A 27,000-nucleotide genomic window follows, 5' to 3' on the forward strand; every position below is an offset into this window, starting at 1 on the left:
TCCCGTCCTGAGAGCGCTCTCAGAGAAGAGCGTGGGGTCAATGTGCGCTCCGGCGCTGCGGTCGTCAAGAGTTAAAGCGGAGAAAGTCCGTGCGGGAGGGGCGAGTTCACGATGTGAAGATCGGACGTTCTCGGACGGTGGCGGTCGGTTCTGCGACGGCGGACGCGGTCGGTCACCGACAGTGGACGCGGTCGGTCCCCGAGAGCGGACGCGGTCAGTCCCCGACGGCGGGCGTGGTCGGTCGGGTCGTCGGGTCGTCCGGGTTCAGGGAGAACGCCATGGTGCCGGCGGTCGCCACGATCGCGTCGTCCACGAGCAGGACCTGGGGCGGGGTCTCGGTCGCGGTGTCCCCGGGGTCGTCGAGCGCGTCCGTGCGCCACAACTCGGCGCCCGTGGCGCTGTCCAGGGCCAGCAGCCGGCCGAACCGGTTGGCGAAGTAGATCTCACCACGGGCCTTCGACACCACCGGCGCGGACAGGTTCTCCATGTCCGTGGTCCGCTCCCACAGCGACTTGCCGCTCGTCGCCGACACGGCGGTGACCGACCCGTTGGTCCGCACGAAGTACACCACCCCGTCCACCAGCGTCGCCGCGCCGCGCAGCGCCCGCTTCAGCGGGATCCGGGTGACCTTCCCGGTGTCCGGGTCCACCCGCAGGAACGCGTTGTACGGCCGCTCGTACCCCGCCTGGTACACCTCCTCGGTGGTCTCCGCCCGGAGGAACAGCGGCCGTCCGCCGACGGCGCCCAGCGCGAGCGCCTTCTTGGGCATCGGGGTGAGGTTCTGCCGGGTGCCGTCCGCCGGATCGAGCCGGACGAGCCGGAACGGGCGGGTGTCGAGGAACTCGTCGCCCTGCCAGCACAGCGCGTACGGGTCGTCGCCGAGCACCGAGGGCACGCAGTTGTCGCCGGTCGGCTCGGACACCCGCCACAACTCCTCGCCCGCCGTGTTGTAGGCGACCATCTCCGCGTGGTCGGGCGTGAGGGTGAGGATCCCGCCGTCGTAGAGCAGCACGGCCTCGCTCGCGCTGATGGGCCGGGTCCACCGCTGCTTCCCGGTCCCCGTGTCCAGGGCCACCAGGTTCCGCCGGGTGTTGTCGGCCTCCTGGTAGACGTAGACCAGGCCGTCCCGTTCACCGATGGGCCGGGCGGTCTGGGGCAGGGTGCCGTACCGCCATCCCGTCTTCCCGGTGGCGGCGTCCACCTTCGCGACGACGAAGCCCGCGCCCGCGCAGTACAGGTCCGTCCCGTCCGTCCGGCAGCCCGATTGGTCGTAGTTGATCGGGATGTACTTGGCGGGCAGCCCGCTGTCGGCCCGCAGCGCCGTGCGCCACGGCCGCCAGCCCTCGGGGAGCGACACGGCACGGTAGCGGACGGTGGGCCCGGCGTCGGACGCGGTCGAGCTGTCCTCGAACCCCGCGTACCCGAGCAGTCCGGCGCTCAGCGCGCCGACGGTGAGGGCGGCGCCGAGTCCGACGAGGATCAACTGCCGTTTGGCGGCACGGCGTTTGACGCGGGGGCCGTCCGCCGGGCGCTTGTCGGCGGGGTGGTTGCTCGGCGTCCCGCCGCCGTGCGGTGCGCTGTCGTTCGCCGTGTCGTCGTACGCCCGCCCGGCGTCCGTGGGACCGGTGTCCGTCGGCCCGGTGTCCGTGGGACCGGTGTCCGTCGGCCCGGTGTCCGTGGGACCGGTGTCCGTGGGACCGGTGTCCGTCGGGCGGTCGAGTGTCCCGGGGGCCGGCTCGGGCGCCTGCTCCCCGGTGACGTGGCCCGTTCCGGCCGAGGGCGGCAACTCCAGGAAGAGGCGGTGCAGTTCGACGAGGCCGGGTCGGGCCGTCGGGTCCTTCTCCAGGCAGCGTTCGGCGATGCGGCGCAACGGCTCGGGGACCGCGTGCAGCTTCGGCGCCTCGAACATGACCTGGTAGCCCGCGAGATAGGGGCTCTCCGCCTTGAACGGGCTGTGCCCGCTGGCCGCGTACACCAGCAGCGAGCCCAGGGAGAACACGTCCGACGCGGCGGTGACGTCCCTCGGCGAACGCAGCTGCTCCGGCGACATGAACGGCGGTGTGCCGATCACCCGGCCGGTGACGGTGAGCGGCAGATTGTCACCGGCGCGAGAGATACCGAAGTCGATGACGCGCGGACCGTCCTCGGCCATCAGCACGTTCGCCGGCTTCAGGTCGCGGTGCACGACCCCCGCCCGGTGGATGTCCCGCAGCGCCTCCACGAGCCCGAGCGCGAGGCCCCGGATGCGGGCCACGCTCAACGGCCCCTCGGCGCCCACCAGATCGAAGAGGGTCGGCCCCGGCACGTACAGCGTCGCCATCCACGGCCGTTTCGCCTCCGGGTCGGCGTCCACCACGGGGGTGGTGAAGGCGCCGCTCACCCGGCGCGCCGCCGCGATCTCCTGACGGAACCGGGAGCGGAACTCGTCGTCGTCGCAGTACTGGGCGTGCACCAGCTTCAGCGCGACCAGCCGGCCCGAGGCGGACCGGGCGCGATAGACGATGCCCATGCCGCCCGAACCGAGCCGGTCCTCCAGGACGTATTCGCCCACGGAGGTGGGATCGTCGTCCCTCAGCGGCATTGCCCACCCCACCCCGCTCTTGTCCGTAGGCCGTGTCCGTCGCTCTTGTCCGTACGACAGCTGCGGCGGATCAGCCTAGGCGATGCGGGTGGGAGTGCCCGACCAGGGGCGTCAGAGAGCGCTCCCGGCCTTCCAGTCCGACCAGGAAAGATTCCAGCCGTTCAGGCCGTTGGACGCGTCGACGGTCCGCTCGCCCGAGTTCTTCACGAGCACCACGTCGCCGAGCATCGAGCTGTCGTAGAACCGGTAGCCGGGCACCGAGCTGTCGTCCGCGCCCTTGGTGTCGCGCAGACCGACGCAGCCGTGGCTGACGTTGCCGCCGCCGAAGACGGACTCGGCGGCCCAGTAGTTGCCGTGGATGAACGTGCCCGAGGTGGTGAGCCGTTGGGCGTGCGGGACGTCCTTGATGTCGTACTCGTCGCCGAGCCCGACCGTGGAGGACTCCATCCGCGTCTCCTTGAACCGCTCGCCTACCTGGCCTCCGCGCTCGGCCTCCTGGGCATCGGCCGACGACGCGCACCCACGGCGGACGCGGAGACGGGCGCGAAGGCGGCGCCGACCGGCCCGAGACGCCTGTCGGCCGAGATCGCGGAAGGGCTGCGGCACGTCCTCGGCAGCCCCGAGCTGCGCGCGCTGGCCCTCACCGCCACCCTCACCAACCTCGGCGCACAGATGATCAACGCCGTACTGCCGGTGCTGTTCACTCGTGATCCCCAGCTGTCCGCAGGGGCGCTCGGCGCGTACTGGGCGGCCGGTGGCGCGGGCATCCTGCTCGGCGCCGGGCTCGCGCGCCGCTTCGCCGCCCGCCTCGGCCACGGCCGCGCCCTGGGACTGGCCGGGCTCTGGTTCGCGCCCGGCGCACTCGCCGTCGCGCTGATCGGGGACGGGCCCTGGCTGTGGGTGGCGGGCGCCGGATGGCTCGCGGTGATGACGAAGACGGGCATCGACAACGTCCTCGGTGTCACCCTGCGCCAGCATCTGACCCCGGACCCGCTCCTCGGCCGGATGAACGCCACCTTCCGGTTCCTGCTCACCGGTGCGCTGGCCGTCGGCTCCGTACTCGGTGGTCTCGTCGGCGAGGTGGCGGGGGTCAGCGCGGCGGTCTGGGCGGGCGCGCTCTGCCTGGCCGGTGCCTTCCTGCCGGTCTTCCACTCCCCGGTCCGCCGACTGCGCGAGCTGCCGACGGCCGCCCCGCCGCACCGCCCGGCGGCACCCTCCGGCACCGGGGCGTGACACCGTTCCGGCGACTTAATCGATGGAACGGCCCGGTGCGACCCGTTACCTTCCCCTCATGGCGTTGACTCACGGCACGTGCACGGATCGGTTCGCCGCGGTGCGCGAGGCGCTCGCGGCCTCGCTGGACGGCAAGGACGTGGGGGCGTCGGTCGCCGTGTACGTGGACGGTGAGCCGGTGGTCGACCTCTGGGGCGGACACACCGACGCGGCCCGCACCACACCGTGGCAGCGGGACACCCTCACCCCTGTGTGGTCCACCACGAAGACGATGACGGCCCTGTGCGTGCTGATGCTCGCCGACCGGGGCGAGGTGGACCTGGACGCGCCGGTGGCGACGTACTGGCCCGAGTTCGCGGCGGCGGGCAAGGAAGGCGTACGCGTACGGCATGTGCTGTCGCACACGGCCGGACTGCCCCGTTTCGAGGTGCCCACGACGCTGGAGGACCTCTACGACTGGCCGACGGTCACCTCGCGGCTCGCCGCCCAGGCACCGGCCTGGGAGCCCGGCACCGAGGCCGGGTACCACGCGGTCACCCAGGGGTATCTGCTCGGCGAGATCGTCCGCCGGGTCACCGGCCGCAGCCTGGGCACCTTCCTCGCCGAGGAGGTCACCGGCCCGCTGGGCGCCGACTTCCACATCGGGCTCGCCGCCGAGCACGACCACCGGGTGGCGCCGATCATCCCGCCGCCCTCCTCCCCGCCCCGGGGCGGTCCGCGGCCCAACCCGATCATCCCGGAAGGAACCGCCAACACGACCGCGTGGCGCCGCGCCGAGATCCCGGCCGCGAACGGTCACGGCAACGCCCGCTCCGTCGCCGCCGTCCAGTCGCTGCTGGCCTGCGGGGGCGCGGCGCGCGGTGTACGGCTGCTGTCGGAGAAGGGATGCGAGCGGATCTTCGAGGAGCAGTTCGACGGCACGGACAGCGTGCTGCGGGTCCCGATGCGCTACGGTATGGGCTACGGCCTGAACCGCGGCCAACTGCCCAACCCCCGCACCTGCTTCTGGGCCGGTTGGGGCGGCTCGATCGTCCTGGTCGACCTCGACGCCCGGATGAGCGTGGCGTATGTGATGAACCAGATGATCGACGAGGGCCTCGGCGACGACCGCGGCTTCATGATCCTCGCGGCCGTCTACGAGGGCCTGTCGGCCTGAACGACCCGGTCCGAACGCACCGGCCCAGGGAAGCCCCCGGGGCCGGTGCGCGGCGTGCCACGGCCGTCTGGAAAGATCATCCGCATCCGGTGGAACCAGAACCCCGCATTCCCCCTCTCCAGGGGCGGGGGACGCGCACCACAGCACCGCGGCCTCCGCTGACCTGCGGCGACAAGGCACCGCAACAAGGTGTTCATGCCCTGTGCATGGTGTTGCTCCGAGCGTCCCGTCCACCATCGGATCACGACCACCCACCGATCGTCACCCAGTCATCACCCAGGAGTTCGCATGTCCAGCCGCCGCCGTTTCCTCGCCGGGACCGCCGCCGTCGGCGCGACCGGGGCGGCGGCCGGCTGTGTCGCGCACGAGGGACGCAAGGCCGGGCCCCGAGAGGTCGCCGCCCCTGAGGTGAACCGGCCCTCCGCGCCGGTGGTGCCCGCCGCACGGACCCCGTCGCAGCGGCTCAACTTCGTGGTCGTCCTCGCCGACGACCTCGGCCACGGCGAACTCGGCTCCTACGGCCAGAAACTCATCGACACCCCCCGCCTGGACGCCCTCGCCGCCGAGGGACTGCGCTTCACCGACGCCTACGCCGCCGCCCCCGTCTGCGCCCCCTCCCGCTGCTCCCTCCTCACCGGCCTGCACAGCGGCCACGCCACCGTCCGCGAGAACCCGTGGGGTCCGGGCGGCCAAGGCGCGCTCACCGAGCGGGACTTCACCTTCGCCGACGCCCTGCGCGCCCTCGGCTACCGCACCGCCCTCATCGGCAAGTGGGGCTTCGGCCCCGAGCGGCCGAACCAGCCGAGCCACCCCAACTCCCGTGGTTTCGAGCAGTTCTACGGCTATCTCACCCACAAGCACGCGCACGAGTACTACCCGACGTACCTCTGGGACAACGACGAGAAGCAGGACATCCCCGAGAACCGGGACGGCGCCCGCAAGGTCTACGCCCCGCACCTCATCGAGGACCGGGCGCTCGGCTTCCTCGACGCCCACAAGGACGAGCCGTTCCTGCTGTTCCTCGCCCCGACCGTGCCGCACGCCCCGAGCCTCGCCCCGGAACTCGGCCGTTACGCCGACGAGCCCTGGACCCGGCCGAACAAGGCCCACGCCGCCCAGGTCACCGGCCTGGACACACTCGTCGGCACCCTCGTCGACCGGCTCAAGGCGCACGGCATCGACCGCCGTACCGTCGTCCTCGTCACCAGCGACAACGGCCCCCACGAGGAGGGCGGCACCGACCCCGACCTCTTCGACGGCAACGGCCCGCTGCGCGGCTACAAACGCAACCTGTACGAGGGCGGCATCCGCGTCCCCCTCATCGCCTGGTCCCCGCAGCGGGTCCCCGTCGGCACCACCGACCGGCCGACCCCGCTGATCGACCTGCTGCCGACCCTCGCCGAACTCGCGGGCGCGCCCGCCCCGACGGACATCGACGGCCTCTCCGCCGCCCCGCTGCTGCGCCCCGGCGGCGCCGAGGCCGCCCGCCACGACCATCTGTACTTCTACCGCAACCACAGCGGTGTCACCCCGCGCGCCGACCGGGTCGACGGCGGCCGGGCCCGGCGGCTGGCCGAGGCGGTGCGGCGCGGCGACCTCAAGGCGGTCCGCTTCGCCCCCGGCCAGGACCGGAGGGCGCCCGACGACCGCTGGCAGGTCGAGCTGTACGACCTCGCCCGCGACCCCGGTGAGCGCGACGACCTGGCGGCGGCGCGACCCGCCCAGGCCGACGCGCTGGTCCGGCTGATGCGGTCCTCCTGGGTGGACGACTACCGGCGCCGGCCCTACGGCGTCACCCTCCAAGTGACCCCGAGGGGCGGGAAGTTCCTCGTCACCGCGAGCCTCGCCAACGGCTCCGCCCGGTCCTGGACCGCCGCCCGGCTCGCCCTCACCGCGCCGAACAGCTGGCGGGTGGTGAGCCTCGGCACGGTCACCGCGGACCGTATCCGTCCCAGCGGCCGGTTCACCGCCCGCTGGGAGGTCACCCCGGCCGCGGACACCGCGCAGGGATGGCTCACGGCCCGGGGCACCGCCACCCACGCGGGCGCCGCGGTGACGTACACGGCCCGCGCGTCGGCCGGGAAGTAGACCGTCAGGGCGTGGTCGTGCCCCGGCCCGGGATCAGCGACCCCCGGCGGGGCTCGTCCGGCTGCCAGCCCAGAGCGCGGGAGATCCCGCGTGCCGCCACCCGTACCGCGGGCGTCAGCACCGGCACCTGCGCGCCTGCCTGGGGCACGACGACCGACACGGCGGCCACCACCGCCCCGCCCGGCCCGCGCACCGGGGCGGCCACCGACAGCGCGTCCTCGGTGACCTGACGGCTGCTCACCGCCACACCCGTGCGCCGGACTTCGGCGAGCACCCGCCGCAACCGGGGCGCGTCGGCGATGGTGTACGGGGTGAAGGGCGTCAACGGGCTCTGGCAGTAGACCTCTTGGGAGGCGGGGTCGTCATGGGCGAGGAGCGCCAGGCCGACGCCCGTGGCGTGCAGGGGCCAGCGTCCGCCGACCCGGATGTGCACACCGACCGCCGAGCGCCCGGAGAGCCACTCGATGTAGACGACCTCGTCGCCGTCGCGGACCGCGAGCTGTACGTTCTCGTGGGTCGCCTCGTACAGGTCCTCCAGGTAGGGCAGCGCGATCTGGCGCAGCGCGAGGCCGCGCGGGGCGAGCGCCGCCAGTTCCCAGAGCCGCAGCCCGACGTGGTAGATCCCGGACGCGTCCCGCTCCAGGGCGCCCCACTCGGTGAGCGCGCCCACCAGCCGGTGGGCCGTGGTGAGGGTGAGTCCGGCGCGGCGGCCGATGTCGGTCAGGGTGAGCGCCGGGTGGTCGTGGTCGAAGGCGGCCAGCACGGCGAGCAGCCGGTCGGGCGCGGAGCGGGCGGACCCGGAGCCGGACCCGGGCGGCACGGTCTCCCGCGCCGCGCGCCCGTCGGTCGTCCTCGTCATGGCCCCATCACCCCAGTCCGGCCTCGGCGATCTTCTGCAGCAGTACATGGAGGGTCTCGCGCTCGTCGGCGTCGAGGGGCTCCATCAGTTCGTTCGTGACGCGCTGCCCGGCCTCGTCGGTGTCGCGCAGGAACGACCGGCCGTCCCCGGTGAGCAGGACGATCCGGCTGCGCCGGTCGTCGGGGGAGGGCCGCCGCTCGGCGAAACCGAGCTTCTCCAGGTCGTCCACCAGCCCGACGATCGCGCTCGGGTCGTAGCCGAGCGACGCGCTCAGCTCGCGCTGGAGCGCGCCCGGGGAGGTGGCGAGGAAACGCAGCAGCGCGTAGTGCCGCAGCCGGAGGCCCGACTCCTGGAGGGAGGAGTTGAACAGCTGCCCGGACCGCAGCCCCAGGCGGTACAGCAGATAGCCGGTGTCCGCGTGCAGCCCGCGCATCCACGGCTCGTGCGCGTCGATCGAGGCGGCGTCCTGCGTCTGCTGGCGGGCGATGGCGGGCTCCCTGGTCCGGGGCCTGTCCCGGGGATCAGGCCTGCGCCCCGGTCGGGGCGGCGCGTACGTACCGCCCCAGCATGACGCAACGCCCGGGGAACGACAACTATTGACGTCAACAACTATTGCTCTTAACTTCGATTTCGTAGCCGCACCGCCACTCGAAGGGACCCCCTCGTGCCCAGCATCGATCTCACCGGCAAGGTCGCCGTCGTCACGGGCAGTGGCCGTGGCCTCGGCCTGGCCTACGCACAGGCCCTCGCCGCCGCCGGCGCCTCCGTCGTCGTCAACGACATCGACGAGGCCGTGGCGGAGGCGGCCGTGAAGTCCCTCACCGAGGCGGGCGGCAAGGCCGTCGCCGAGGTGGTCCCGGTCGGGACGACCGAGGCCGCGGACCGGCTGGTGGGCCGCGCGGTGGAGGAGTTCGGGCGCCTCGACATCCTGGTCACCAACGCGGGCATCCTGCGCGACAAGGTGCTCTGGAAGATGTCCGACGACGACTTCGACGCGGTGATCACCACCCACCTCAAGGGCACCTTCACCTGCGCCCGCGCCGCCGCGATCCGCATGCGCGAGCAGGGCGAGGGCGGCTCGCTGATCCTGGTCGGCTCCCCGGCCGGACAGCGCGGCAACTTCGGCCAGACGAACTACGCCGCCGCCAAGGCCGGCATCGCCGCCTTCGCCCGCACCTGGGCGATGGAGCTGGGCCGCGCGGGCATCACCGTCAACGCGATCGTCCCCGTGGCCGCCACCGCGATGACCGAGACCATCCCGGTCTTCGCCCCGTACGTGGAGGCCCTGCGCGAGGGCAAGCCCTTCCCGGACTTCCTGCGCAAGGGCGAGGGCTTCGGCACCCCCGAGGACTGCGCGGCCCTGGTCCCCTTCCTCGCCTCCGAGGCCGCACGCGGTGTCACCGGCCAGGCCATCGGCATCGGCGGCGACAAGGTGGCACTCTGGTCGCACCCGCAGGAGATCAAGACGGCGTACGCGAACGGCGGCTGGACCCCCGAGGCCCTCGCCGACGTCTGGCCGACCTCGCTGGGCGCCGAGCCGCAGACCGTGGGCATCCCCGCCCCGAAGATCCCGGAGGCGTGATGAGCTCCGCAACCCCCGAGACTCCCGCCATGAACGTGGACGAGCTGGTCGCGATCGACGTCCACACCCACGCGGAGGTGTCGTCGAAGAAGGGCACGTCGTCGCTGGACGACGAACTGCACGACGCCTCGTCCGCGTACTTCAAGGTCGAGGGGAAGCGGAAGCCCACCCTGGAGGAGACGGCCGCCTACTACCGGGAGCGGAGGATGGCCGCCGTGATCTTCACGGTGGACGCCGAGTCCGCGACCGGCACCGAGCCCGTCCCCAACGAGGAGGTCGCCGAGGCCGCCGCCGCCAACGCGGACGTGCTGATCCCCTTCGCCTCCATCGACCCCTTCCGCGGCAAGGCAGGCGTCAGGCAGGCCCGCCGTCTGGTCGAGGAGTACGGGGTGAAGGGCTTCAAGTTCCACCCCAGCGTCCAGGGCTTCTTCCCCAACGACCGCGCGGTGGCGTACGCCCTGTACGAGGTCATCGAGGAGACCGGCACGATCGCCCTCTTCCACACCGGCCAGACGGGCATCGGCGCGGGCGTCCCCGGCGGCGGAGGCATCCGCCTGAAGTACTCCAACCCGCTGCACGTGGACGACGTGGCCGCCGACTTCCCGCACCTCAAGATCATCCTGGCGCACCCGTCCTTCCCCTGGCAGGACGAGGCGCTGGCGGTCGCCACCCACAAGCCGGGCGTGCACATCGACCTCTCCGGCTGGTCGCCGAAGTACTTCCCGCCGCAGCTCGTGCAGTACGCGAACACCCTGCTCAGGGACAAGGTCCTCTTCGGCTCCGACTACCCCGTCCTCACCCCCGACCGCTGGCTCGCCGACTTCGAGAAGCTGTCGATCAAGGACGAGGTCAAGCCGAAGATCCTCAAGGAGAACGCCGCCCGCCTGCTCGGCCTGACGAAACCGTAGAGGACGCAGATGGACCTCCCCATGTGCAATGACGGACAGGGGCACAGACATGCGCAATGAGGGACTGGGGTCGTGGCCCGCCCGCCGGGCCCGCAAGACCCCCCAGCGCGTCGCGCTGATCCACGGCGACACCAGCCTCACCTACGGGCAGCTGTACGAGCGCACCACGCGCCTCGCCCACGCCCTGCGCGCCTCCGGCGTACGCCGCGGCGATCGCATCGCCCATCTGGGGCCCAACCACCCCTCGTATCTGGAGACTCTGTTCGCCGCGGGCACCCTCGGCGCGGTCTTCGTCCCGCTCAACACCCGCCTCGCGGGCCCCGAGATCGCCTACCAGCTGGCGGACTCCGGGGCCAAGGCGCTGGTGTACGGACCCTCGTTCACCGGGCTCGTCGCGGGACTGCCGGGCGGCACCGACGTCCGTACGTACGTCGAGACCGGCCCGGAGTACGAGGCGCTGCTCGCCGGGGCCGAGGCGGAGCCCATCGACCAGCCCGTCACCGCCGACGACACCTGCATCATCATGTACACCTCGGGGACGACGGGCCGCCCCAAGGGCGCGATGCTGACGCACGGCAACATCGTCTGGAACGCCGTCAACGTGCTCGTCGACCAGGACGTCATCACCGACGAACGCGCCCTGGTCTCCGCCCCGTTGTTCCACACGGCCGGGCTGAACATGCTCACCCTGCCCGTCCTCCTCAAGGGCGGCACCTGCGTCCTGGTGGAGGCCTTCGTCCCGGAGGCCACCTTCGATCTGATCGAACGCCACCGGATCACCTTCATGTTCGGTGTGCCGACGATGTTCGACCAGATCGCCCGGCACCCGCGCTGGGCCGACGCCGACCTGTCCTCGCTGCGGATGCTGTCCTGCGGCGGCTCCCCGGTGCCGACCCCGCTCATCGCCAGGTTCCAGGAGCGCGGCCTCACCTTCCTCCAGGGCTACGGCATGACGGAGGCGGCCCCCGGCACGCTCTTCCTCGACGCCGAGCACGCCGTGAGCAAGGCGGGCTCGGCGGGCGTCCCGCACTTCTTCAGCGACGTACGGGTCGTACGGCCCGACATGACCCCGGTCGACGTCGACGAGCCCGGCGAGGTCGTGGTCCGGGGACCGCATGTCATGCCCGGCTACTGGGGGTTGCCCGAGGAAACGGCCGCGGTCTTCGCCGACGGCTGGTTCCGCAGCGGGGACGCCGCCCGGATCGACGAGGACGGCTATGTCTTCATCGTCGACCGCATCAAGGACATGATCATCTCCGGGGGCGAGAACATCTACCCCGCCGAGATCGAGGACCAGCTCCTCGCCCACCCCGACATCGTCGAGTGCGCGGTCATCGGCATCTCCGACGACAAGTGGGGCGAGGTTCCGCGAGCCGTGGTCGTGCCCCGGGAGGGCGCCGCCCTCGACGCCGACGAGGTGCTGGCCTCGCTGGCCGGGCGGCTCGCCAAGTACAAGATCCCGAAGTCGGTGGTGATCGCGGACGAACTGCCGCGCACCGCCTCCGGAAAGCTCCTCAAGGCCCGGGTGCGCAAGCGCTACGGCGCCGACTCCTAGGGCCGTAGTCCCCAGGCCCCCCAACTCTCAGCTAAGGAACCTCATATGGGCATCACCGTCAACGGCATCGACGAGCTGAAGAAGCTTGCCGGCAGCGACCTCGGGGCCAGCGAGTGGATCGAGGTCACCCAGGAGCGCATCGACACGTTCGCCGACGCGACCGGGGACCACCAGTGGATCCACGTCGACCCCGAGAAGGCGGCCGAGGGCCCCTTCGGCGCGCCGATCGCCCACGGTTACCTCACCCTGTCGCTGTTCATCCCGCTCTTCACCGAGCTGCTGGATGTCGAGGGCGTGTCCACGAAGGTCAACTACGGCCTGAACAAGGTGCGTTTCCCCTCCCCGGTGAAGGTCGGCTCCAAGATCCGCCTGGTCGGCACACTGGCCTCCGTGGAGGACGTACCGGGCGGGGTGCAGATCACCGTCGACGGCACGATCGAGATCGAGGGCGCCCCGAAGCCGGCGGCCGTGCTGCGGAGCCTGTCCCGGTTCTACGCCTGAGAGTCGAGTCGAGCCGTGGGGCGGAACACCTTCCGGGGTGCTCCGCCCCACAGTCGTCTGCTCGGCGCGCCGCGGCGACGGTCGTCAGCAATCCGTTATGGAAGTGGCTGGAGTTGACGGGGTTACCAGCGGTCTGTTTCTGGCACAGTGTGCTCGGGCCTGTCGTCACATTCCCGTCTGCCCCGCGACGCCCGGCACGCTCCCCCGGTCTCGGCTTCGCTCGACCGGGAGGTACCCCCACGACGCCGCGGGGCCGCCCTCCGGGCGACGACGGGAAGGTGACGACAGGCCCGAGGGCGCGGGGATCGGGGGATCCAGGGGGCGCCCTCTCATCTACGTACACACACCGCCGTCTGACCCACGCGCGGCGCCGTGCTGAGCGCGGCAGCAAGTGAAAAAGGGGGGACGCCCATGTCCGCGTCCACGGAGTCCGAGCGGTTCGCCGCCTGTCTGCGCTCGCTCAAGGAGCGATCGGGCCTCAGCTACGCCGCGCTCGCCGCGAAGGCGGGAACGAGCGGGTCCAGCGTGCACCGCTACTGCCTGGGCGGTTCCATACCGCAGGACTACGGCACCGTCCACCGTCTCGCGGTGGCCTGCGGAGCCACCCCGGAGGAACTACGGACGCTGCACCGCCTGTGGGCCGTGGCGGACGCCGCGCGGGAACAGGAGGCGACGGAGGCCGAGCCGGAGGCCACGGAAGCGGGGTCCGAGGGGGCCGCGCCCCAGGGGCCGGAATCCGCGGAGTCCGAGAACACGAAGCCCGGGACCACGAAGCCCGGGACCACGAAGCCCGGGACCACGAAGCCCGTTCCCGCGCAGGCCGAGTCCACGGTCTCGGCGGCCCCGGCGGTGTCGCCCGACGCGAAGGTCGTCCGGCTGGAGCCGGTCGTCGGGCAGCCGGAGCCCCCGGACCGCCCCGGGCCCGAGGGGCATGGGCGGCGGTGGTTGCGCGTCGCCGTGGCCGCCGGGCTGGCCGTGCTGTTCCTCGGCGGGGTGGCCTGGACCCTTCCGTCGCTGCGGTCGGCCGGGGGGAGCGAGGCAGGTCCCGCCAAGGGCGCCGACGCCCGGCAGCTCAAGGACAGCCGACCGCTCTTCACGTCCGCCTGCCGCGAGGTGGTCGCCATGGGTCAGCACGACACCTGCGTACGGGAGGTGCAGCAACTGCTGCACGACAGGGGCGCGGAGATCGGCGTGGACGGCGACTTCGGACCGCAGACACTGCGCCGTGTGACCGCCTTCCAGGTGATCGCCGGGATCGAACCGCCCAACGGCGTGGTCGGCGACACCACCAAGAAGGCGCTGTACGAGTCCAAGAAGCGCATGGACACCTGGACGCCGGACCAGGCGCGGCGGCGCATCCGCGAGGTGTTCACCGAGGCACCGGACCGCGCGGTCGCCATCGCCGACTGCCAGTCCTTCCTCGACCCGCTGCACATCCTCCCCAACACCAACGGCACCCGGAACTGGGGCCTGTTCCAGATCTCCGACGCGCGGCTGCGGGAGCTGGGCGGCACGCCTCGCCAGGCGCTCGACCCGGAGTGGAACATCCGCGCGGCGAAGCGGCTGTGGAGCGAAGGGCGGGACTTCAGCGACTGGCCGCACTGCGACCGGGCGTTCAGCCCGAGCCCGTCCCCCTCGCCGTAGGAACTGAGCACGCTGATGCTCAACTCACTTCCACGAACACCGGGTTGGAGTAGAACCAGGTGTCCTCCCACGGGTCCCCGTTGCCCGGGGCGTGCGGGATCGGGCCGTGCGGGTCGATGGACGCGCCCAGATAGCCGGCCCCGTTCCGCTTGCCGTCGCTGCCCCGCAGCCGGAGGTAGAAGGACTCGTCCCCGGCCGTGATCGGGACGCGCAGGGTGTACGTGCCCCTGCGGCCGGCGACGTCCTTGGTGTGGACGACCTTGGTGGCGGGGGCCTGCCAGCCGTCCCGGTCGGCCACCGGGCCGCGCACCGCGCCCCGGATGACGTCGACATGGGCCAACTCCGGCAGTATTCCCTGGGGGTTGGCGCGGGAGGCGGTCGTCACCGTCACGTTCAGGGTGAGCCTCTCGCCCTTGCGGACCCGCAGCCGCCCGCCCAGGGTGACCCCGCGCCCGTGGTCGCGGTCGCGCCGCACCCGGACGTCTAGGCCGTCCAGCAGATGCCCGTGGTCGACCCAGACCCGGCCCGCGCGCAGCCCCGCCATCACCGAGCGGTAGCCGTGGCGGGTGACACCGACATGGGTGCGGCTGAACTGGCCGGGCCAGAAGTCGCTGCCGGGCTGCGGGGTGTCCGTGTTCACCGGGTCGGGCAGCTTGCCGGTGGTGTCGAAGTTCTGCCCGGCCGGCCAGTCACCGTTCTTCCAGGTGTCGAAGACGATCCGGTGCGCGTCCGAGTTGGTGGTGATCGAGAACAGCTTCCCCTCGGCCAGCATCGCGTCCCACAGGCCGCCCACGGTCGCCGTCGACCAGTCGAAACCGCCGTACGTGAGGAACGCCTCCGCCGGATAGCCGGGCCAGGACTGCGCCGACGGCTTGTTCTCGTACTCGCCGCGCATCGAGGTCGCGCCCCGCCGGCCGGGGATCGCCGCGCCCTGGGCGCCGGGCGCGCCCTCCATCCCGATCATGATCTCGGGGGCCGCGTCCCGCCAGTTGCGCATCTCGTGCGGGGAGTCGATTCCGAGCCGCAGGGGGTGGTTGGCGAGGACGAGGACATCGTCGACGTAACCCGAACGCCGTTGCTTCGCCAGCCACTTGATGGCGTCGACGGCGTGCGCCTCGTTGCGGGCGGTGTCCGCGCCGCCCACCGAGCCGTCCGTGTAGTTGAGGAGCTTGCCGTCGTAGGCGCGCTCGAAGCGGGTGAGGAGGTCGACCTCGTGGCGGCCGGGGGTGGTGAAGACCGTGCAGTGCTCGGCGGCCGGGATGTACCACTCCAGGCCCTGGAAGATCAGCTGCCGGGGGTTCTCGGCGCGGGCCTTCAGGATCTCCTTGTGCTCCAGCGAGGCCCCGAAGTCGGCGTGCCCGAAGTTGGAGTGCTCGGTGAACACCATCCAGTCGAGACCGTACTCGGCGCCCGCCGCGGCCAGTTGGGAGAACGTGTACTTGGCGTCGTGGCTGTAGACGGTGTGGATGTGGTGGTCGCCGACGAGGTAGGCGAGCCGGGGGTCCTCACCGCCGTAGTGACGGGAGGCGGCGGAGGCCGGTGCGGCGAGGGCGCCCGTGGCACCCATCGCGAAGGCGGCGCCGAACAGGCCCGCGCCACGGATGAGGCCGCGCCGCGACACACCCTGCGGGTCGAGATCGGCGGGGGAGACGGACGGATCGGCCCAGGCGGGCAGCTGCTGCTCGGGAGTGCCGGACAGGTCGGACATGGTCTGTGGGATTCCTTCGCGTCTGAGTGGAACAGCTCAGTGGTTCGGCCCAGTGATACGGCCCAGTGATACGGCCCAGTGGAACGGCTCAGTGGTTCATGAACGACTTGACGGGCAGCGCCCGTTCGACGACGCGGACGTCACCGAGCCGCCCGTGCAGGATCTGGTCGATCTTCCCGGCGTACTCGTAGCCGCCGAGGACCCAGGGGAGCCCGACGGAGGCCAGCCCGACGGCGGTGGCCTTCGGGTTGCGCACGACCGGGCAGCCCTGGACGTAGAGCGTGGTGTGCTTGCCGTCGTTGACGACCGCCAGGTGCCACCAGGTCTCCAACGGGGTCTCCTGGCCCCAGTTGGTGGCGATGCCCTGCCGGTTGAGCGGACGCACCGCCCACTGCGGCTCCCGGTCGTTCGACAGCGACAGCGTGGCCAGCGGCTCGTCCGGGTCGTCGGCGGTCTTGCCCGCCGCGCCGCCCGTGCCGGTCCGGCCGAGGATGCCGGCCCAGGCGTGGTTCGAGGGGTTCCAGTCGGCGGGCAGCCGGTAGAACGCCTCGATGGTGTAACCGTCCTTGAACGTCGCCGAGTTGAGCGGCGCCCCGTCGACCGTCCGCAGATACGCGCCCTTCAGCGGGGGCTTGCCGCCGTGGAACTCCAGGCTGCCGTGGCCGGGCTGGTCCGGGTGGTGGTCGGCGGACCAGGTGAGCGTGCCGCCGCCGACCGTGACCAGGCCGAGGTCGTTGCCGCGCCCCGAGCGGTCCCGGATCGTGCCGCCGACGGCCGACCCGTCCTGCTGACCGTCGAACCGCCAGTACGCGACCGTACCGGGTATCAGCATCGTCGAGACCGGCCGCGCGGCCCGCGCGGGCACCGGCGCGAACCCGGCGAACCGCTTCTCGAAGTCGATGTCGACCGTGAACCGGTCGGCGTCGCCCGAGAGTTCGCCCTCCTGCCGCTCCAGCTCGTTGAGGCCCTTCGCGGCCCGGCCCAGGATCCACGGGGAGACCGTCTCCACGTCGATGGTGTTCCGGTCGAGGTCGAAGCGGTAGAGGCGGATCATCGCGGCGCCGCCGAAGTACCGGTTCTGGTAGTTGGTGAGATGCAGATGGACATCGTTGTCAGCGGTGTTCCTCCGCGTCGCGCGCGCCGCCGGCCAGTAGTGCCCGTTGAGGGTCAGGAAGATCTGGTCGTGGTCCTTGATCAGCCGGTCCCACAGCGTCTGCCCGTACGACGAGAGGGAGTCGTCCCCGTCCACCAGCTCATGTGTCGTGAGGACGACCGGTGTCCTCGGGTGCCGGGCCAGGACGTCCTTCGCCCAGGCGAAACCCTTCGCGGAGAGCCGCCAGTCCAGGGCGAGCACCATCCACTGCCGGCCCGCCGCCTCGAAGAGGTGGAAGGAGTTGTAGCCGTCCGGGGAGGCGCCCCCGAAGGTCGGGCCGTCCTCGAAACGGGCGGGTCCGAAGACATCCAGGTAGGGGGTCGGGCCCCGCTGGTCGTCGGTGGACGAACGCACGTCGTGGTTGCCGGCGAGGACGCTGTGGCCGACACCCTTGCGGTCCAGGATCCGGAACGCGTCACCGATCGCCGCGCACTCCTCCTTGGCGCCGTTCTGGGTGAGGTCGCCCAGATGGGAGAGGAAGACGATGTTCTCCTCCCGCCCCTGCTCCAGCAGATAGCGCAGCGACGCCTCGACGGGCTCCCTGTCGATGCTGGGCCCGTCGAACAGGTACTGGGTGTCGGGCATGACGGCGAGCGTGAAGCGGCGGCTCATGGTGTCGGGCCTCCAGCGTGCGGGGGCCGCCTGCGCGACGGCGGGCAGCGACACGGTCGCCGCCGCGCCGAGCAGGGCCGTGGCACGGAGGAAGTTGCGTCTGCCCGAGTGGGCCTGGGCAGACTCCTGCCCCGGTTCGTGCGAGGTGCACACAGTGACTCCGTAGGGGTTCGTGGTTCAGAGCGCCCGCAGCGTCCACGACCAGCGGTGGACACCCGGGGTGACGAGATACTCGGGAGAGGTGTCGGGCCCGCACGACGCGGTCCCCAGTCCCCGGTGCGCCGCGTCGATGTGGACCACGCAGCCCGGCCGGGGCGTCAGTTCGTCGTGGTGCGCGGCGGCCGTCAGATCCTCCGCGCGGTGCCGGGTGACCGAGACCTGGCGGGGTCCGTCCAGCCGTACCGACAGCACATGGTCGTCCCCGGAGAGCGTGAAGTGCCGTACTCCGTGCCGGCCTCCGCTCTCCTGGGGGCGCAGATAAGGGGTGAACAACTGGTCCACGGGGGCCGAGTGGTGTCCGACGGGGGCTCCGGACGCCCGGTCCGGGTAGCTCTCCCAGGGGCCCTGCCCGTACCAGGCGAGGCGGTCGAGGCCGGGGCCGGTCTCGAAGACCGTGCCGACCCGGGCCACGTCCGTCAGCTCCTCCGGCAGCACGGCCGTCTCCTCGACGAGCACCCGGCCGTCCACCAGCGCCGTGAACGCCTGCTCGTGCTCGACGACCCCGGCACCCGTCGCCCACCGGGACCGGACCCGCACCGTCGACCCCTTGCGCTCCACCGCGACCGGCTCACGCACCGCGCGGTCCAGGGCCAGTTCGCGCCAGCGTTCGGCCATGCCGCCGAGGACGTCGTTGTCGGTCGGGGCCCGCCACAGGCTCAGTACGGGCGGGGAGACGAGCAGCGGGTGCAGCAGCAGCCCGGTGTCGTCCGTCTCCGGCGGCGGGATGTGCCCGAGGTCCTCCTCGGCGCCCACCACCGGCTCGCCCTCCTCGGCCGGATACCAGCGCACCTGCGGGAGACACACCTCGGTGCCGCGCGGCGCCCAGGGCTCGTCGGCGGCCGTCGTCACCCGCAGCGTCAGCCAGACCTCGCCCGCCCCGCCCGGTACTTCGGGCCGGTCGATCACGGCCGAATCGCCGGGGCTCACGTCGGGCAGCCGGGCCGGCAGCGTCCAGGCGCCGCCGTCGGCCGCCGCGAACTCCCACTCGGCGGCCAGCCACGACAGATCGCGGAAGTGCTGGCGGTTGTGCACCCGCAGCACCCGCCAGGTGCCCTCGCCCTCCACGGACAGCCGCACCGGGGCGGCGATCTCCCGGTGCTCGAACATCACCGGCTTGGGCGTGCGGTCCGGGAAGACCACCCCGTCGGCGATGAAGGCGCCGTCGTGGATCGTCTCGCCGAAGTCGCCGCCGTAGGCCCAGCGCAGGCCGGGACCGGCGACGCCGTTCTCGTACAGCCCGGCGCCCCCACGCCCGGCCGGTCGTCCGTCGTTCACGTGCTGGAGGATGCCGTGGTCCCAGAACTCCCAGATGAACCCGCCCTGAAGACCCGGTGTGGCCTCGATGGCGGCCCATGTGTCGGCGAGGGTGCCGTTGCTGTTGCCCATGGCGTGCGAGTACTCGCACTGGATCAGCGGCCGGGTCTGCTCGCCCGACAGCGCGTGCGCCACACAGTCCTCGATGGGCGCGTACATCGGGCAGGCGATGTCGGAGGCGTCGTCCGTCGCCGCCCAGTCCAGCTTCGCCGCGCCCTCGTACTGCACCGGCCGGGTCGGGTCGTGGCGCCGCAGCCAGCCCGCCGCCGCGTCGTGATTGGCGCCGTAGTCGGACTCGTTGCCCAGCGACCAGACGATCACCGACGGATGGTTCTTGTCCCGCAGGACCATCCGGGAGACCCGGTCCACGAACGCGTTCAGATAGCGCGGGTCGTCGGCGATCTCGTGCGCGTGGTCGTGCGACTCGATGTCCGCCTCGTCCACGACGTAGAAGCCCAGCTCGTCCGTGAGGTCGTAGAGGGCCGGGTCGCCCGGATAGTGGGAGGTGCGGACCGCGTTGAAGCCGAACCGCTTCAGCGTCAGCAGGTCCGCGCGCATGTCCTCGTACGACACGGTCCGCCCGGTCAGCGGATGGAAGTCGTGCCGGTTCACGCCCCGGATGTAGACGCGCTCCCCGTTGACCAGCAGGTCCCGGCCCCGGATCTGCACGTCGCGGAAGCCGATCCGGTGGTGCGAGGTGTCGGCGACCGTGCCGTCCGCTCGGTGCAGGCGGACGGTGAGGTCGTACAGCTCGGGGGTCTCGGCGTTCCAGGCCCGTACGCCGGGGACGACCGTGCCCATCCGGGCCTCGCCGAGGAAGTCGGAGACCCGGTCGTCCTCGGTGTTGAACCGGTCGAACTCCCGGTCCTGGGACAGCTCCAGACCGTCCAGGCCCGGACCGGTCAGCTGCCCGCCGACGTACCACCCGGCGGGCAGCGCGCCCGTCGCCGTCCCCGACGCCGCACGCACCCGGCAGTCCACCCGCAGCTCCCCGTCGCGGCGGGCCCGTACGGTCACGTCCGCGAGATACAGCGGATCGGTGGTGTACAGCAGCACCGGGCGGGTGATGCCGCCCAGCCACCACTGGTCCTGGTCCTCGATGTGCGAGGCGTCGGACCACTTCACCACCGTGAGCCGCACGGTGGCCCTGTGGCCGGGCCTGACCAGCCCGGACAGGTCGAACTCGGCGGCCAGATGGGAGTCCTTGGAGACACCGGCCGGCCGCCCGTCCACCTGGACGAGCAGCACGCTCTCGGCGGCGCCGACCTGCAGCACGATCCGGCGCCCGGCCCAGTCGGCGGGAATGTCGACGTCCCGCTCGTACACCCCGGTCGGGTTCGCGGGCGGGGAGCCCGGCGGGAACTCCGGCCACGGCATCCGCACATTGGTGTACTGCGGTGGATCCTCCGCCACGTCGAGCGCCCAGGAGCCGGGGAGTTCGGCCCAGGACCAGCCGGGCCCGGGTTCCCGCTCGGGCGACGGCAGCAGCTGGAACCGCCACCGGCCGTCGAGCGACACCGCCCGCTCCCGCCGGTCCACGGCGTTCATGGGCAACCGCCCCCAGGAGGTCACCTCGGGTGACTCCCAGGGGCGCAGGACGAAGAGTGCGTCGGTCATGACCATTCCGAAGTCGGGAGCGGGAAGCAGGAGGTGACCGGCCGGGGCAACACCCGACCCGCCAGACCCCACACGGGATCGACGGGAACACCGAGCCGGTCCAGGACGGTGGGGGCGATGTCGATGAGGGCGGGGGAGTCGAGGAGGGTGGTGCGGGAGGGGGCGAGATCTCCTGTCGTTCCGAGTTCGGCCAGGACCACGAAGACCTCCCGCTCGGCGCGCGTGTCGCCGCCGTGGCCGCCCGTGTCGAGGTGGCCGTGGTCCGTGGTGATCAGGATCGTCCAGTGTTCGTCGGCGCGGGCGGTGAGGGCGTGCAGGAGGCGGCCCAGGTGGGCGTCCTGGGCGAGGAGGGCCCGGTCGTAGGCGGGGCTGAGGGGGCCCGTGGCGTGGCCGGCCTCGTCGGTGGCGCCGAAGTAGACGAACAGGAGGTCCGGGTCGTCCTCGGTGAGCCGGCGCACGGCGGCGTCGGCGACGAGCCGGTCCGCACTCGCGTAGCCGTCGGACTCGCCGTCGTACCGCACGCGTTCACCGATGCCGGGCCCCAGCGCGCCGCGGTCGATCAGCTCCGGCCAGGACACCACGGCCACCGTGCGCAGACCGGGCCGCGCGGCGGCGGCGCGGCTGAGGAAGTCGGGGTGGGCGGCGTAGTCGGCGCCCACGAAGTCGTTGCCGGTCACCCCGTGCCGGTCCGGCCACACCCCGGTCAGCACGCTCGACCAGCCGGGCCCGGAATCGGTGTAGGCCATGCTGGTGGACGGCCCGCCCTCGGCCTGACCGTCCATCTCGCCGTAGGGCAGCAGACCGCTGCCGTACGCGCCCGCCGCCATCAGGCCGCGCAGCACGGGCGCCGGGGACGAGGGAGGCAGAGGGGGCGGGGCGGGGGTGCCTTCGGCCGGAGGACGGGAGCGGGTCAGCAGGTCGAAGCGCACCCCGTCCATTCCCACCACCAGCACCTTGCCGCGCCCCGGCCGCCCCGCCTCGCCGTTGTCGGTCACCGCGCACCCCTCTCCGGCAGGCCGTTCAACTGCCCTGGACCGCGCCCTCGGTGGCGCCCGCGATGAAGCCGCGCGCGAAGATCGCGAAGACGATGACCAGCGGGAGGGACGCCATCAGCACACCGGCCATGACCATGCTGTAGTCGGTGTTGTGGCCGACGTTGAGCTGGGCCAGCTCCACCTGGAGCGTGACGTGGTCGGGGTTGGTGAGCACGATGAGCGGCCAGACGTAGTCGTTCCAGGCGCCGACGAAGGCGTAGATGGCGAGGAAGGACATCGCGGGCCTGATCATCGGCAGCGCGATGTTCCAGTACTGCCGGAAGAACCCGGCGCCGTCGATACGGGCCGCGTCCAGCAGTTCGTCGGGCACCCCGTTCTCGATGTACTGGCGCAGCCAGAAGATGCCGAACGCGTTGGACAGGGCGGGCCAGACCAGCGCCTTGAGCATGCCGACCCAGCCGACCTCGGACATCAGGATGAACTGCGGCAGCACGGCCAGCTGCAGCGGCAGCATCATGAACACCAGCAGCGTGCCGAAGAGGATCTTGCGCCCGGGGAACTCGAACTTGGCGAAGGCGAAGGCCGCCAGGGAGTCCACGAACAGCACCAGGACCGTGGTGACGGACGCGATGACGATCGTGTTGAGCATCGACCCGAAGAAGTCGATGGTGTCGAGCACACCCCGGATGTTCTCCAGCAGATGGGAGCCGAAGATCAGTTTGGGCGGGCTCTTGTAGATGTCCCGGGTGGTGTTGGTCGCCATCACGATCGTCCACACGAACGGGAAGACCGAGATCAGTACGGCGATGATCAGGAAGACGTGCGCGGACAGGCCCTTGGGGCGGCGCGACCGCTTGGCGCCCGTGGTCGGCCCTGCGCCCCTGCTCGGCTTCGCGCCCGTGGTCGGCCGTGGCGTGGCGGCGGTCGTCATGACTTCCTCCCTCGTTGCACGATGCGCCAGTTGATGACGACGAGCACGATGATCAGTACGAAGAAGGCCCACACGATGGCCGCGCCGTAGCCGTAGTCGTTGTCGAGGAAGGCCGACTGGTAGAAGTACAGCAGCGTGGTCAGACCCGCCTGTCCCGGTCCGCCGAGGTTCTGGTTGGCGGCGTTGCTGGCGAAGAGCACCTGGGGTTCGCTGAAGCTCTGCAGACCGTTGATCGTGGAGACGACGACGGTGAACAGGATGATCGGCCGCATGATCGGAATGGTGATCTGGAAGAACGTGCGGATCGGACCGGCGCCGTCCATCTTGGCCGCCTCGTAGACCGACTGCGGGATGGCCTGGAGGCCGGCCAGATAGATGATCATGTTGTAGCCGGTCCACATCCAGGTCATCAGCAGCGCGATGACCACCTTGATCAGCCACGGGTTGCTCAGCCACGGCACGGGCGAGATGCCGACCGTGCCCAGGATCGCGTTGACCAGACCGAAGTCGTTGCTGAACACTGCGCCGAAGAAGATCGCGACGGCGACGATCGACGTCACGTTCGGGACGTAGAGGGCGATGCGGTAGAAGCCCTTGAAGCGGCGCACCGAGTGCAGCAGCGTGGCCAGGACCAGGGCGCCGAAGAGCGTGGGCACGGTGGACAGGACCCAGATCAGCAGGGTGTTGCGGATCGACAGCCAGAAGACCGGATCGCTCCACAGGAACTCGAACTGCTGGAGGCCCACGAACTGCTTGGTGCCCAGGCCGTCGTAGCGCTGGAAGGACAGATACAGCGAGTAGAAGACGGGGACGAACGAGAAGACCAGGAAGACCAGATAGAACGGCGAGATCGCCAGGTACTGCCGCCAGTACGACAGCACCCCGCGACGTGTGGGCCGCACGGCGCCCGCGGGCGGGGTGCGCCGCGGGCGGAAGCGGGCCGGGCCCGGCCCGCCACGGTGCTCTGGCACCGTGGCGGAGCCGGTGACCGGAGGTGACGACACCTCAGTTCACCCCCTGCCGCCTGGCGATCTGCTTGGCCTGGGAGACCGCGTCCTTCCAGGCGTCGTCGGGCTTCTTGCCCTTGGCCTCGATGCTGGTCAGCTCGGCCATGAAGGGAGCCATCACCGCGGAGTCGGCGGGCGCCTCGTAGCTGATCGGGATCGCCTCGGCGGCCGGGCCGAAGACCTCGATGATCTTCTGTCCGCCGAAGAAGGCGTCGGGGCCCGTCATGGCCGGCATCGCGTACGTCTCCGGCGAGGCGGGGAAGATCGCGGCGTCGGTGAAGCTCTTGGCGTTGTTGTCGGGGCTCAGGATCCAGTTGATGATCTTGAATGCCTCTTCGGGGTTCCGGCACTGCTTGGGCAGCGTCAGATAGGAGCCGCCCTGGTTGGCCGGCCCGCCCGGGGTCGCGGTGACCCGCCACTTGCCCTTGGTGGCCGGGGCCGCCGACTCGATGTCCAGCGCGTGCCAGGCGGCGCCGACCTCGGTGGTCAGGCTCTTGCCGACGGCCGCGTTCCAGCTCTGGTCGTTGATCTTGGCGTCGAGGCCGAGCGTGTAGGCGCGTATCGCGTGGTCCCACGCGGCGCGGATGTGGTCCTGGTCGCCGATGAAGTGGTTGTCCTTGTCGATGAACCGTGTGGTGCCCTGGCCGACCGCGATGCTGAAGACCGAGCCCATGTTGTTGATGAGGAAGGTGCCGGGCAGCGCCTTCTTCAGCTCGCTGCCGAGCGCGAAGTAGTCGTCCCAGGTCTTGGCCTCGGCGGCGACCTTCGCCGGGTCGCTGGGCAGGCCCGCCTTCTCGAACTGGTCGGCGCGGTAGAAGAGCGCGGTGGGGCCGATGTCGATCGGGAAGCCGATCTGCTTGCCGTCCTCGGTCTGGGCGAGCTTGGTCTTCCACTCCAGGTACTGCGAGGAGATCTTCTTGAAGCCCAGGTCGTTCAGGTCGAGGAAGCGGTCGGCGTTGGGCAGGAAGGAGGCGATGTCCTCGCCCTTGATGCCGGTGATGTCCGGCACGGAGGAGCCGCCGGCCGCGAGGGTGGTGGTGAGCTTCTGCTTGAAGTCGCCGCCGATGGAGGAACTGGTCAGCTTGATCTGGCTCTTGAAGTGCGTCTTGGCCTCGGCGACCACCTTGTCGCTGAGGGCGCCGCCCCAGTACCACAGGGTGAGGTTCTTGCCGTTCTTGGTGCCGCCGGAATCCGAGCCGCCGCCACAGGCGACGGTCAGTCCGGAGGCCGCCGCGGTGAACACGGCAGCCTGGAGGAAGCCTCTACGAGAAAGGTCCACGGGTCACTCCTGTTTGTTCCTGTTCGTGGTACTTCGGGGCTTTGGTGCGGAGGTGCAGGGGGTGCAGGGGGTGCAGGGGGTGCAGGGGAACGCGGGGGGTCAGTGGGGCCGCGCGGGCGGGGTGACCGGGGCGAGGCGCGCCGGTGGGCCGACGTCGGCGGGGATGCGGTCCGTGAGGAAGCCGTAGGCCTTCCTCAGGCCGGGGTCGGTCAGGGAGCGCCACCAGCGGTCGACGCCGTACCAGCCGGGCGCGGCCAGGCCGCCGCCGTGCCGGCCGACCGACAGTCCGGCGGACAGTACGGCGAACCGCAGGCGTTCCGTCAGGGGCCAGCCGCCGAGGGAGGCGGCGACGAAGCTCGCGCCGAAGACGTCGCCGGCGCCCGTCGCGTCGAGCACGTCGACGTCCAGGGCCGGGACCTCGGCGTACTCACCGGTCGTCTGGTCCACCGCGACCGCGCCCTCGCCGCCGCGGGTGACCACGGCCACCGGCACCAGCTCGCTCAGCGTGCCGAGCGCGGCGACCGCGCTGTCGGTGCGGGTGTACGCCATCGCCTCGGTCTCGTTGGGGAGGAAGGCGTGACACAGGGCGAGTTGGTCGAGCAGGTCGCGGGACCACCGCTGGGTGGGGTCCCAGCCGACGTCCGCGTAGATGCGGGTGCCGTTGGCGGCGGCCTTGGCGAGCCACTCGCGCGGCTCGGCCTCGATGTGCACGAGCGCCGTGCGCGACTCGGGCGGGTCGCCCATGAGGACGTCCTGCGAGTACGGCGGCTCCTGGCCGTGGGTGACCAGGGCACGGTCGTGGCCGTGCGCCAGGGAGACGGTGACGGGGGTGTGCCAGCCGTCCGCGGTGCGCGAGAGGGAGAGGTCGACGCCCTCCTGCCCGGCGAGGACCTCACGGCAGTACTCGCCGTAGTAGTCGTCGCCGAAGACCGTGGCCAGGGAGGTCCTGAGGCCGAAACGGGCGGCGGCGACCGCCAGGTTGGCGATGCCGCCCGGACCACAGCCCATGCCGTCGGTCCAGATCTCCTCGCCGGGGGTGGGCGGCTTTCCCAGCCCCGTCAGCACGAGGTCGTAGAAGAGCAGCCCGGTCAGCAGCACATCGGGCCGGTCGTCGTCCACGTGTGCACCTCTCGTCAGAACTCTTCAAATTCGATGCCGGGAATCGTGCGCCGATCCGAGAGATTGGTCAATACCCGAGCAGAAGTGAGCATGGATTTGATTGGGGATGACGAGTACTGTTCAGCGCGTGCTGGCAGAGCGACGACACCAACTCATCCTGCGGGCCCTGAGATCAGGGGGCCCGGCGGCAGTCACCGACCTGTCCGAACAGCTCGGTGTGAGCCCCGCCACCATTCGGCGAGACCTCGTCCGGCTGGAGGAGGAGGGGCTGCTCACCCGTGTGCACGGCGGTGCCGTCGTGGACGAGGGCGATCAGCCCTTCGCCGAGGTCGCCGAGGTCCGGGTGGCCGAGAAGGACGCGATAGCGGCGAAGGCCGCCTCGATGCTCCACGACGGTCAGTCCGTGCTCCTCGACATCGGGACCACCGCCTACCGGCTGGCCCGGCAGCTGCACGGCCGCCGGCTCACCGTGATCACCAGCAATCTGGTGGTCTACGAGGAGCTGGCCGACGACGAGGGCATCGAACTGGTGCTGCTCGGCGGCATGGTCCGCCGCGAGTACCGTTCCCTCGTCGGCTTCCTCACCGAGGACAACCTGCGGCAACTCCACGCCGACTGGCTGTTCCTGGGCACGAGCGGAGTGCGGCCCGGCGGACAGGTGATGGACACGACCGTCGTCGAGGTCCCCGTCAAACGCGCGATGATCAGGGCGAGCGACAAGGTCGTCCTGCTCGCGGACTCCGCCAAGTTCCCCGGCACGGGGATGGCGAAGGTCTGCGGACCCGGGGAACTCGACGTGGTCGTGACCAACGGGTCGGTGGATCCGGGCACCCGGTCGTCCTTCGAGGACGCGGGGGTCGAAGTGGTCACCGCATGACCGCCCCCGGGAGGGGAGGGCTGACACGTGTCGGACGATCCGCACGGCCCGCACAAGCACGA

Annotated in this window: 20 protein-coding genes and 1 pseudogene; 9 read left to right on the forward strand and 12 right to left on the reverse strand. The window is 71.4% G+C overall.

The features are described from left to right. Positions 1 to 214 precede the first annotated feature (214 nt). Together F9278_RS40180 and F9278_RS47775 are read right to left on the reverse strand one after the other, a co-directional pair. A complete protein-coding gene (locus tag F9278_RS40180; protein ID WP_152172706.1) occupies positions 215 to 2,581 on the reverse strand; it encodes a protein kinase domain-containing protein in 2,367 nt (788 codons plus the stop codon). Positions 2,582 to 2,692: 111 nt separating this feature from the next. Beyond that, positions 2,693 to 3,055, reverse strand: a pseudogene (locus F9278_RS47775) (L,D-transpeptidase); the annotation flags it as partial. Between F9278_RS47775 and F9278_RS47780 the strand changes: the two are divergent. The 3 genes from F9278_RS47780 to F9278_RS40195 all read left to right on the forward strand — a co-directional run bounded on the left by F9278_RS47780 (position 2,972) and on the right by F9278_RS40195 (position 7,058). Next, positions 2,972 to 3,814, forward strand: coding sequence for an MFS transporter (locus F9278_RS47780; RefSeq protein WP_319023127.1), 843 nt, complete (start codon positions 2,972 to 2,974; stop codon positions 3,812 to 3,814). The pseudogene F9278_RS47775 and the gene F9278_RS47780 overlap by 84 nt on opposite strands. A gap of 58 nt (positions 3,815 to 3,872) precedes the next feature. Next, a complete protein-coding gene (locus tag F9278_RS40190; protein ID WP_152172707.1) occupies positions 3,873 to 4,970 on the forward strand; it encodes a serine hydrolase domain-containing protein in 1,098 nt (365 codons plus the stop codon). Between the two features lie 288 nt (positions 4,971 to 5,258). After that, positions 5,259 to 7,058: a sulfatase-like hydrolase/transferase gene (locus F9278_RS40195; RefSeq protein ID WP_152172708.1), complete on the forward strand. Its 1,800-nt coding sequence runs from the start codon at positions 5,259 to 5,261 to the stop codon at positions 7,056 to 7,058. 4 nt (positions 7,059 to 7,062) lie between these two features. On the opposite strand, the gene F9278_RS40200 is transcribed toward F9278_RS40195, so the two are convergent. Together F9278_RS40200 and F9278_RS40205 are read right to left on the reverse strand one after the other, a co-directional pair. Beyond that, entirely contained in the window at positions 7,063 to 7,917 is an 855-nt protein-coding gene (locus F9278_RS40200) for an IclR family transcriptional regulator (protein ID WP_226967146.1), read from the reverse strand. Positions 7,918 to 7,924: 7 nt separating this feature from the next. Continuing rightward, entirely contained in the window at positions 7,925 to 8,350 is a 426-nt protein-coding gene (locus F9278_RS40205) for a MarR family winged helix-turn-helix transcriptional regulator (RefSeq protein ID WP_152172709.1), read from the reverse strand. 231 nt (positions 8,351 to 8,581) lie between these two features. Here F9278_RS40205 and F9278_RS40210 point away from each other — a divergent pair, with 231 nt between their 5' ends. The 5 genes from F9278_RS40210 to F9278_RS40230 all read left to right on the forward strand — a co-directional run bounded on the left by F9278_RS40210 (position 8,582) and on the right by F9278_RS40230 (position 14,107). Continuing rightward, positions 8,582 to 9,499: an SDR family NAD(P)-dependent oxidoreductase gene (locus F9278_RS40210; protein WP_152172710.1), complete on the forward strand. Its 918-nt coding sequence runs from the start codon at positions 8,582 to 8,584 to the stop codon at positions 9,497 to 9,499. A 29-nt stretch (positions 9,500 to 9,528) separates the two neighbouring features. Beyond that, positions 9,529 to 10,407 (forward strand): amidohydrolase family protein, encoded by an 879-nt coding sequence (locus tag F9278_RS40215; RefSeq protein WP_152174418.1) that lies wholly within the window; start codon positions 9,529 to 9,531, stop codon positions 10,405 to 10,407. Positions 10,408 to 10,456: 49 nt separating this feature from the next. Then, positions 10,457 to 11,962, forward strand: a complete 1,506-nt coding sequence (locus F9278_RS40220) for an acyl-CoA synthetase (protein WP_152172711.1) — start codon at positions 10,457 to 10,459, stop codon at positions 11,960 to 11,962. 45 nt (positions 11,963 to 12,007) lie between these two features. Next, on the forward strand, positions 12,008 to 12,463 hold the full coding sequence (locus tag F9278_RS40225; protein WP_152172712.1) for a MaoC family dehydratase: 456 nt from the start codon (positions 12,008 to 12,010) through the stop codon (positions 12,461 to 12,463). Between the two features lie 411 nt (positions 12,464 to 12,874). Next, positions 12,875 to 14,107, forward strand: a complete 1,233-nt coding sequence (locus F9278_RS40230; RefSeq protein WP_152172713.1) for a helix-turn-helix domain-containing protein — start codon at positions 12,875 to 12,877, stop codon at positions 14,105 to 14,107. 19 nt (positions 14,108 to 14,126) lie between these two features. Here F9278_RS40230 and F9278_RS40235 read toward each other — a convergent pair whose 3' ends face one another. From F9278_RS40235 to F9278_RS40270, 8 genes are all read right to left on the reverse strand, one after another. Further along, positions 14,127 to 15,815: a PHP domain-containing protein gene (locus tag F9278_RS40235; protein ID WP_152172714.1), complete on the reverse strand. Its 1,689-nt coding sequence runs from the start codon at positions 15,813 to 15,815 to the stop codon at positions 14,127 to 14,129. Between the two features lie 88 nt (positions 15,816 to 15,903). Beyond that, a complete protein-coding gene (locus F9278_RS40240; protein WP_152172715.1) occupies positions 15,904 to 17,733 on the reverse strand; it encodes a LamG-like jellyroll fold domain-containing protein in 1,830 nt (609 codons plus the stop codon). A 24-nt stretch (positions 17,734 to 17,757) separates the two neighbouring features. Next, positions 17,758 to 20,730: a glycoside hydrolase family 2 TIM barrel-domain containing protein gene (locus F9278_RS40245; protein ID WP_152172716.1), complete on the reverse strand. Its 2,973-nt coding sequence runs from the start codon at positions 20,728 to 20,730 to the stop codon at positions 17,758 to 17,760. Next, positions 20,727 to 21,725 carry an alkaline phosphatase family protein gene (locus tag F9278_RS40250; RefSeq protein WP_404818987.1) on the reverse strand — a complete coding sequence of 333 codons (999 nt, stop codon included), beginning with the start codon at positions 21,723 to 21,725 and terminating at the stop codon, positions 20,727 to 20,729. Before F9278_RS40250 ends, F9278_RS40245 begins: the two co-directional genes overlap by 4 nt. A gap of 25 nt (positions 21,726 to 21,750) precedes the next feature. Next, entirely contained in the window at positions 21,751 to 22,656 is a 906-nt protein-coding gene (locus F9278_RS40255) for a carbohydrate ABC transporter permease (RefSeq protein WP_152172717.1), read from the reverse strand. Continuing rightward, positions 22,653 to 23,537 (reverse strand): carbohydrate ABC transporter permease, encoded by an 885-nt coding sequence (locus F9278_RS40260; RefSeq protein ID WP_152174420.1) that lies wholly within the window; start codon positions 23,535 to 23,537, stop codon positions 22,653 to 22,655. Before F9278_RS40260 ends, F9278_RS40255 begins: the two co-directional genes overlap by 4 nt. Positions 23,538 to 23,661: 124 nt before the next feature. Next, the gene (locus F9278_RS40265) at positions 23,662 to 24,942 is read right to left on the reverse strand and encodes an ABC transporter substrate-binding protein (RefSeq protein ID WP_152172718.1); all 1,281 of its coding nucleotides are present in this window, start codon (positions 24,940 to 24,942) and stop codon (positions 23,662 to 23,664) included. 99 nt (positions 24,943 to 25,041) lie between these two features. Then, entirely contained in the window at positions 25,042 to 26,061 is a 1,020-nt protein-coding gene (locus F9278_RS40270) for a carbohydrate kinase family protein (RefSeq protein WP_152172719.1), read from the reverse strand. Positions 26,062 to 26,188: 127 nt separating this feature from the next. Between F9278_RS40270 and F9278_RS40275 the strand changes: the two genes are divergently transcribed. After that, on the forward strand, positions 26,189 to 26,938 hold the full coding sequence (locus tag F9278_RS40275; RefSeq protein ID WP_152172720.1) for a DeoR/GlpR family DNA-binding transcription regulator: 750 nt from the start codon (positions 26,189 to 26,191) through the stop codon (positions 26,936 to 26,938). Positions 26,939 to 27,000: the final 62 nt, after the last annotated feature.

Origin of the sequence: Streptomyces phaeolivaceus (assembly GCF_009184865.1) — a bacterium.
GTDB classification, from domain to species: domain Bacteria; phylum Actinomycetota; class Actinomycetes; order Streptomycetales; family Streptomycetaceae; genus Streptomyces; species Streptomyces phaeolivaceus.